We start from the raw sequence: 5,684 nt of genomic DNA, 5'->3' as shown, positions 1-5,684 counted from the left end.
CCCCCCCCCCCGCGCTCCTTCAGCACCGCCTCCAGCTCCCGGCGCACCTGCGCCAGCAGCTCGTCGGCCTTGTGCGGGCTGTCGCCCGCGTAGGCCAGCGTCAGCAGCGTGAGCGGGTGGATCTCCATCACCTCGCACAGCTCGGCCAGCTTATGCAGGGTCGGGCTTTTCAGGTCGCGTTCGAGGGTGCTCATATAGGTGCGGCTGGACACGTCAGAGAAGGCTTCCTGGCTCAAGCCACGCGCCTTCCTGACTGTCTTCAACGCCTTCGCCAATGAGTTCCCAGCCGCCACCTATGGTTTCCCTCGAAAAACCAAGATGACAGCCCATTGCGCCCTATAGGGCTACAATCTATAGTGTTCATTTGGTGTTCTACGTTTTCGTGCCTTTACGGAAATCCGCATTTGCTGGTTCCAGCAAAGCCACGCAAGCGCATCCGTGCTTGCACACGAAGGCGTAAATCCGGTTTGGCGGTTCTGCGCTTGGGCGTGAAACCGCATCCGTGCATCATTGGATTTGTGGGATTGCCAACCATGCCCCAGCCACTCGCCACCGTCCCGGAGCGCGCGCAACTGCTCGCCAACGGCGAGGCTCGTGCCGCTGGCCAGGCCATCGACCCGGTGCCCGTGGTGCGGCTGTTCACGCCGGACGCGCATGTGACCTGGCTGCTGGCCGCACTCGATCCCGCCGATGGCGACACCGCCTGGGGCCTCATCGACCTGGGAATCGGAATGCCGGCGCAAGGAACGGTCAAGCTGTCCGAGCTGGCTGGCATCGTCGGGCCGCATCAGCAGCCCGTGATGCGCGACCGCTACTTCCGGCCCACGCGCACGCTGTCGGAATACACCCGGCTGGCCGAGCGCGACGGGGCTATCCCGGACTGAACACAGCCTACTGTGACTTTTTCAGTCTGGTGTCATACCGGGCAGGTCTCAATCGAGATTCTTGCGGCGTAGCCGCGCCAGTCTGATCCAAACGGACATGATGCCTGACGCGGACTGCGGCAGGCTGGCCTGTACGGCGTCCCACGGGAGGGACGCTGCCGCCGCAGCATTGAGACGAATACCGCAACGCATCGGAGCCAGTCGGACTTGACAGCCCAACTATTCCCTTAACCCATTTCGTTCTGATGACACCGATGTAGCACGTAGTTCTTCTGTCGCGGCCAGTCCTGTTCGCAGGGAGGTTGCGTCATGGTCGATCGCAGCGCCGAGCACTGGTATCCGACTGCCGCGTATCTGTACGTGCTGCACTTGGACGACCTTGGGACGGCCTGGGAATATCTGCGCAGAAACCCCGATTACCGGCTCGACTGGCTGCGCCATCATCGCCGGCCGAAAGCCGCGCAGCAGGCGGCGCATCGCTGGGGCTTGCGCCTGCTGGAAGATCCGGCGTTGGATGCGCGCGACGCTCATCCAGCCTGGTTGCCCGGCCATGTGGCCGTGGTGCAGCTCTATCCCGACGCCGATCCGCCGCAGTATGCTCCCGCGTTCACGTTTTGGCGCATTGCCGGGCACAAGCAACTGCTCCATGACGGCAAAGGGCTGGCGCTGATGGCGCACAGCCCAGGTCATTGCCTGCGCTTCGCGCTGGCGCCCGGCCTGGAAGACGGGATGGCTGTCGCCTATGCCCGCCGCGGCGGCGCCGCCGCACCTGCGCGCAACCGTGCGCTCGGCGCGGCCCTGGCTTCTGCGAAGCCCAGGCCGGCACCCGCCGCGCTGCTTGAGCTACACACCTTGCAGGCGCTCGACGCAACCCTAGCGGGTGCGTCCTTGCGCGAGGTGGCCGAAGGCTTGTTCGGCGGCGATGCCGCAGCCGATTGGTACAGCGACGGCGGCCTGCGCTCCAAGGTACGCCGCTTGGTACGGCGCGGCGATGCGCTGATGCGCGGCGGCTATCGCCGCCTAGCACAGCTTCCGCCGCTTGAGAAGGGTCGTTTTGAGGACGACGCAAAACGGCCCTGAGCAGGACAGCTTGGTTTTCTGAGACTGCCTCCATCCGGTTGCGCTGTGTGGCCGGAGCTTTGAAAGCTATGGAGGTTCACACCATGCGTCCCGCTCCTTTGCGGCCTGCCGCCACTGTCTCGACCGCTGCCGCGCAGCCCCAACGCTATCTCACCAACGACGAAGCCGCCGAGTACCTGCGGCTGTCGCCGCGCACGCTGGAAAAGCAGCGCGTGATCGGTGGTGGTCCGCGCTTTCGCAAGTTCGGCCGGCGCGTCATGTACGCCGTGGCCGACCTCGATGCCTGGGCCGCCGACCGCAGCTTCGAGACGACTTCCGATCCCGAGTACGCCGAGCACCACTCGGCCGACAGCCGTGCGCGCTGATCGGCGGCGCGCGGCAGGCCATCACCATGTCCAGCTCCGCGCTGCCGTTCCGGCAGCGGTCGTTGCAGGAGCGCGAACAGCTCGACCTGTTCCGCGCCTTGCCCGGCGACATGGCGCCGCGCGACAGCCAGGACTTGATGGCCTATCCGTTCTTCTCGCTCGGCAAGTCCAAGCGGGTCAAACCCATCGACTTCCGCGCGGGCAACGTGACGATCCGCGTAGAGGGCACGCAGGAGCACGGCATCGCCACGATTTGGGATGCGGACGTGCTGATATGGGCGGCCTCGCAGATCGTGGAAGCGAAGGACGCGGGCCTGCGCCCGTCGCGGCTGATGCGCGCGACGCCCCACGAGATCCTGCGCTTCATCGGACGCGGCAAGTCGCTGCGCGACTACCAGCGCCTCAAGGCCGCGCTGGATCGCCTGCAATCGACCACGGTGGCCACGTCCATCCGCGAGACAACAGGCCGGCGCCTGCACCGCTTTTCGTGGATCAACGAATGGAAGGAACTGGCCGATGCCAGCGGCACGCCGCTGGGCATCGAGCTGATCCTGCCGGACTGGTTCTTTGCCGGCGTGCTCGACGCTGCGCTGGTGCTGACCATCGACCCGGCGTATTTCCGGCTCACCGGCGGCATCGAGCGGTGGCTGTACCGCCTGGTGCGCAAGCACGGCGGCAAGCAGGCATACGGCTGGCAGTTCGACTTTCGCTATCTGCACCAGAAGTCCGGCAGCACCGCGAAGCCCTACGACTTCGCCTGCGATCTGCGCGCGCTCGTCGCGCGGCAGTCGCTGCCCGGTTACGTCCTGGGCATCGAGCGGATGCCCGACAACGGCATGGAACTGCTGACGTTCCGGCCCGTGCCGCAGACGGCACGGGGATAACTCCGGGAAAGCCTGTGAATGGTGTCGTGCTATCAGGCGTGCGGGGTATCGTGCTATCAGGCGTGGGACTATCGTGCTATCAGGCGTGCCGATCGGCCGCAAACCCGCGCCAGCACTGGGCTTGCGCGTCCTCTAACTTCCCTAACTTAGTTTCTCTAACTTTTAGTAGGGAAACGCCGCTGCGGTGGACAACCACCCCGCGGCCACAAACGCAGCAGCAAAAGCCCGGCTTTCCAGCATGGAGGGCCAGGCCATGATCGTCGCACTGCTCAACCAGAAAGGCGGCGTCGGCAAGACCACGCTCGCCACGCACATCGCCGGCGAGTTGGCGATGCGCGGCCAGCACGTCGTCCTGCTGGACGCTGACCCGCAGGGCTCATCGCTGGACTGGACGCAGCGCAGAAGCCAGCAAGGCTTGCCACGGCTGTTCAGCGCCGTGGGCCTCGCACGCGAAACGCTGCACCAAGAGGCGCCGGAACTCGCCAGGCGGGCCGATCACGTCATCATCGACGGCCCGCCGCGCATCGCCGCCTTGGCGCGCTCCGCGCTGCTGGCGGCCGAGCGCGTGCTGATCCCGGTGCAGCCCAGCCCCTACGACTTGTGGGCCAGCGCCGAGATGGTGGCGGTGATCCGCGAGGCGCAGGTATTTCGGCCTGCGCTGCGCGCGGCCTTCGTCATCAATCGGCGCGTCAGTACCACCGTGATCGGGCGCGAAGCACGCCAGGCACTCGCCGACCAGCCGCTTCCTGCGCTGCGCGCGGAAGTGCATCAGCGCATCGTGTTCGCCGATAGCGTGGCCGCTGGCCGGCTTGCACGCGAGACGGCACCCGACAGCGCCGCCGCACGCAAAATCACTGCGCTGGTGGACGAATTGCTGCGGTGGCCGACATGACCGCGAAGCCGCCATCGAACAGCAAGCGCACGGCAAAGCGCGTCGGCATCGGCGCGCGTCCGCCCGCGAATCCGCACGCCGAGGCGTGGATTCGCCAGGGCGACGCCGATGCGCTGGGCAAGGGCGACCTCTACACCGCCCGTCTGACTCTCGACATCACGCCCGCGATGCGGGCACGCATCAAGGTGTCGGCCTTCACGCAAGGCGTGACCGTGGCCGACCTGCTGCGTGGCCTGTTGGAGCGGGAGTTTCCAGAGCACCGCAGGGAGAACGCACCATGACTGCATCCGCTTCGCCTGCCGCTGGCGCGGCTACGGCTGCACTTGCCGGCCAGCCTGCCAGCGCGCCGCTGACGCGCGTGGCGCTGGCCTACATCGAACCACGCTTCAAGCTCTACCTGCGCTTCGGCGAACCTGCGCGCACGCACCAGCTCGACCGCTGGCGCCGTTGCGCGGTGTTCCTGCCGGGCGCCATGTTGTGCCGTATCCGCTGGCAGGCCAACGACTACGGCACTGTGCGTTGGCAGCTCATGGTGATGCAGGCTTGCACGCCGCTGGATGCAGCGCAGCGCATCCCCGGCGTGCAGCCGGGGGCGCGCTTGCTGCTCCACGCCGAAGGGGAGAACCAGGTGCGCGCGGTGCTGGAGTGCATCGACGCCATCGAGGCGCTGGGCATCGCGCCCGCCGCTGTCTCGCCCGCGTACTGGCGCACGCTCGCCAACCGGCTCGCTGCACGCCTGCCGCTGCCCGAATACACCGCCGAGCGGCACGCTGCCTGGCTAACCGGGAGGACGCTGCCATGACGCTTCCATCCGCCGTTGCCAGCGCAACCGGCATCCCGCCGCATCCTCGCTCGCGCCTGCGCGCTCGCCTCGTGTTGGCGGGCCTGTCCGCCTGCGGCCTCGCTGCGCTCGCCTGGGCGTCCTTCGTGCATCCGCTGCCGCGCCTGATCTACAACCCGTCCGACAGCGTGGCGGTCGGCTGGTATCGCGTCGATCCGCAAGGCCACGGCACCGACTCGCCGCCACGTCCCTTGTCCGTGGGCAGCATCGTCCTGACCACGCTGCCGCCAGACGCCGCCGCGCTGGCCGCGCAGCGCGGCTACCTGCCGGCGCGCGTGCCGCTGCTCAAGCGCGTGGGCGCCGTCGCGCCGCAGGAGGTGTGCAGCACTGGCCGCGTCGTCCGCATCGACGGCGTGCCTTCGGCCGCCGTGCTGCCTGCCGACCGCTGGGGCCGGCCGCTGCCATCCTGGCAGCAATGCCGCCGCCTCGAATCCGGCGAACTGTTCCTCTTGAGTGTGACCAACCCGGCGTCGTTCGACAGCCGGTATTTCGGGCCGGTCAGCGCATCCGCCGTGATCGGGGTCGCGCATCCAGTCTGGCTGGAATCCCGCCCATGATGGCCGCCGACTCGCTGCACGTTGCCGTGCATCTTGTCGTGCCATCGGGCGTGTCGCTCTGCTGGCCGTCGCCGTGTCGTCGCGCGTGCAGTGCGGGTGCATTCGCACCGCACTTCGCGCTGCCTTCGGCGCAGCCGTCCAACGTGCAGGCGTCTTGCCTCGAACGCGCCCGGCCTATGGC

9 protein-coding genes and 1 pseudogene are annotated in these 5,684 nt (G+C 67.5%); 9 read left to right on the top strand and 1 reads right to left on the bottom strand.

Annotated features, from left to right (window positions below):
- On the bottom strand, nt 1-293 hold a 293-nt coding region (locus tag O0J73_RS21310; protein ID WP_308309583.1), incomplete at its 3' end, for a helix-turn-helix transcriptional regulator.
- A gap of 240 nt (nt 294-533) precedes the next feature.
- On the opposite strand from O0J73_RS21310, the gene O0J73_RS21305 reads away from it, so the two are divergent.
- The 9 genes and pseudogenes from O0J73_RS21305 to O0J73_RS21265 all read left to right on the top strand — a co-directional run.
- Complete coding sequence (locus O0J73_RS21305; protein WP_023103962.1) at nt 534-884, top strand: DUF2958 domain-containing protein; 351 nt, start codon at nt 534-536, stop codon at nt 882-884.
- 309 nt (nt 885-1,193) lie between these two features.
- Nucleotides 1,194-1,964 carry a DUF2285 domain-containing protein gene (locus O0J73_RS21300; RefSeq protein WP_033878703.1) on the top strand — a complete coding sequence of 257 codons (771 nt, stop codon included), beginning with the start codon at nt 1,194-1,196 and terminating at the stop codon, nt 1,962-1,964.
- Between the two features lie 83 nt (nt 1,965-2,047).
- The gene (locus O0J73_RS21295) at nt 2,048-2,329 is read left to right on the top strand and encodes a helix-turn-helix domain-containing protein (RefSeq protein WP_003107109.1); all 282 of its coding nucleotides are present in this window, start codon (nt 2,048-2,050) and stop codon (nt 2,327-2,329) included.
- Between the two features lie 26 nt (nt 2,330-2,355).
- The gene (locus O0J73_RS21290; protein ID WP_033967809.1) at nt 2,356-3,213 is read left to right on the top strand and encodes a replication initiator protein A; all 858 of its coding nucleotides are present in this window, start codon (nt 2,356-2,358) and stop codon (nt 3,211-3,213) included.
- A gap of 253 nt (nt 3,214-3,466) precedes the next feature.
- A complete protein-coding gene (parA, locus tag O0J73_RS21285) occupies nt 3,467-4,105 on the top strand; it encodes a ParA family partition ATPase (RefSeq protein ID WP_033967811.1) in 639 nt (212 codons plus the stop codon).
- Nucleotides 4,102-4,386: a hypothetical protein gene (locus tag O0J73_RS21280; RefSeq protein WP_023114175.1), complete on the top strand. Its 285-nt coding sequence runs from the start codon at nt 4,102-4,104 to the stop codon at nt 4,384-4,386. Before parA ends, O0J73_RS21280 begins: the two co-directional genes overlap by 4 nt.
- Entirely contained in the window at nt 4,383-4,907 is a 525-nt protein-coding gene (locus tag O0J73_RS21275; protein ID WP_023103957.1) for a DUF2840 domain-containing protein, read from the top strand. Before O0J73_RS21280 ends, O0J73_RS21275 begins: the two co-directional genes overlap by 4 nt.
- Nucleotides 4,904-5,503 (top strand): S26 family signal peptidase, encoded by a 600-nt coding sequence (locus tag O0J73_RS21270; protein WP_023114176.1) that lies wholly within the window; start codon nt 4,904-4,906, stop codon nt 5,501-5,503. Before O0J73_RS21275 ends, O0J73_RS21270 begins: the two co-directional genes overlap by 4 nt.
- Nucleotides 5,500-5,684 (top strand): annotated as a pseudogene (locus O0J73_RS21265) (hypothetical protein); the annotation flags it as partial. The gene O0J73_RS21270 and the pseudogene O0J73_RS21265, both read left to right, overlap by 4 nt.

This window comes from Stenotrophomonas sp. Sm6012 (genome assembly GCF_030985895.1).
Taxonomy (GTDB): domain Bacteria; phylum Pseudomonadota; class Gammaproteobacteria; order Xanthomonadales; family Xanthomonadaceae; genus Stenotrophomonas; species Stenotrophomonas forensis.
This window is presented reverse-complemented; position numbering and strand designations above follow the sequence as displayed.

Coding starts and splice junctions, on each gene's coding strand:
- O0J73_RS21305 (WP_023103962.1), top strand. CDS start 534: ATGCCCCAGCCACTCGCCACCGTCCCGGAGCGCGCGCAACTGCTCGCC.
- O0J73_RS21300 (WP_033878703.1), top strand. CDS start 1,194: ATGGTCGATCGCAGCGCCGAGCACTGGTATCCGACTGCCGCGTATCTG.
- O0J73_RS21295 (WP_003107109.1), top strand. CDS start 2,048: ATGCGTCCCGCTCCTTTGCGGCCTGCCGCCACTGTCTCGACCGCTGCC.
- O0J73_RS21290 (WP_033967809.1), top strand. CDS start 2,356: ATGTCCAGCTCCGCGCTGCCGTTCCGGCAGCGGTCGTTGCAGGAGCGC.
- parA (WP_033967811.1), top strand. CDS start 3,467: ATGATCGTCGCACTGCTCAACCAGAAAGGCGGCGTCGGCAAGACCACG.
- O0J73_RS21280 (WP_023114175.1), top strand. CDS start 4,102: ATGACCGCGAAGCCGCCATCGAACAGCAAGCGCACGGCAAAGCGCGTC.
- O0J73_RS21275 (WP_023103957.1), top strand. CDS start 4,383: ATGACTGCATCCGCTTCGCCTGCCGCTGGCGCGGCTACGGCTGCACTT.
- O0J73_RS21270 (WP_023114176.1), top strand. CDS start 4,904: ATGACGCTTCCATCCGCCGTTGCCAGCGCAACCGGCATCCCGCCGCAT.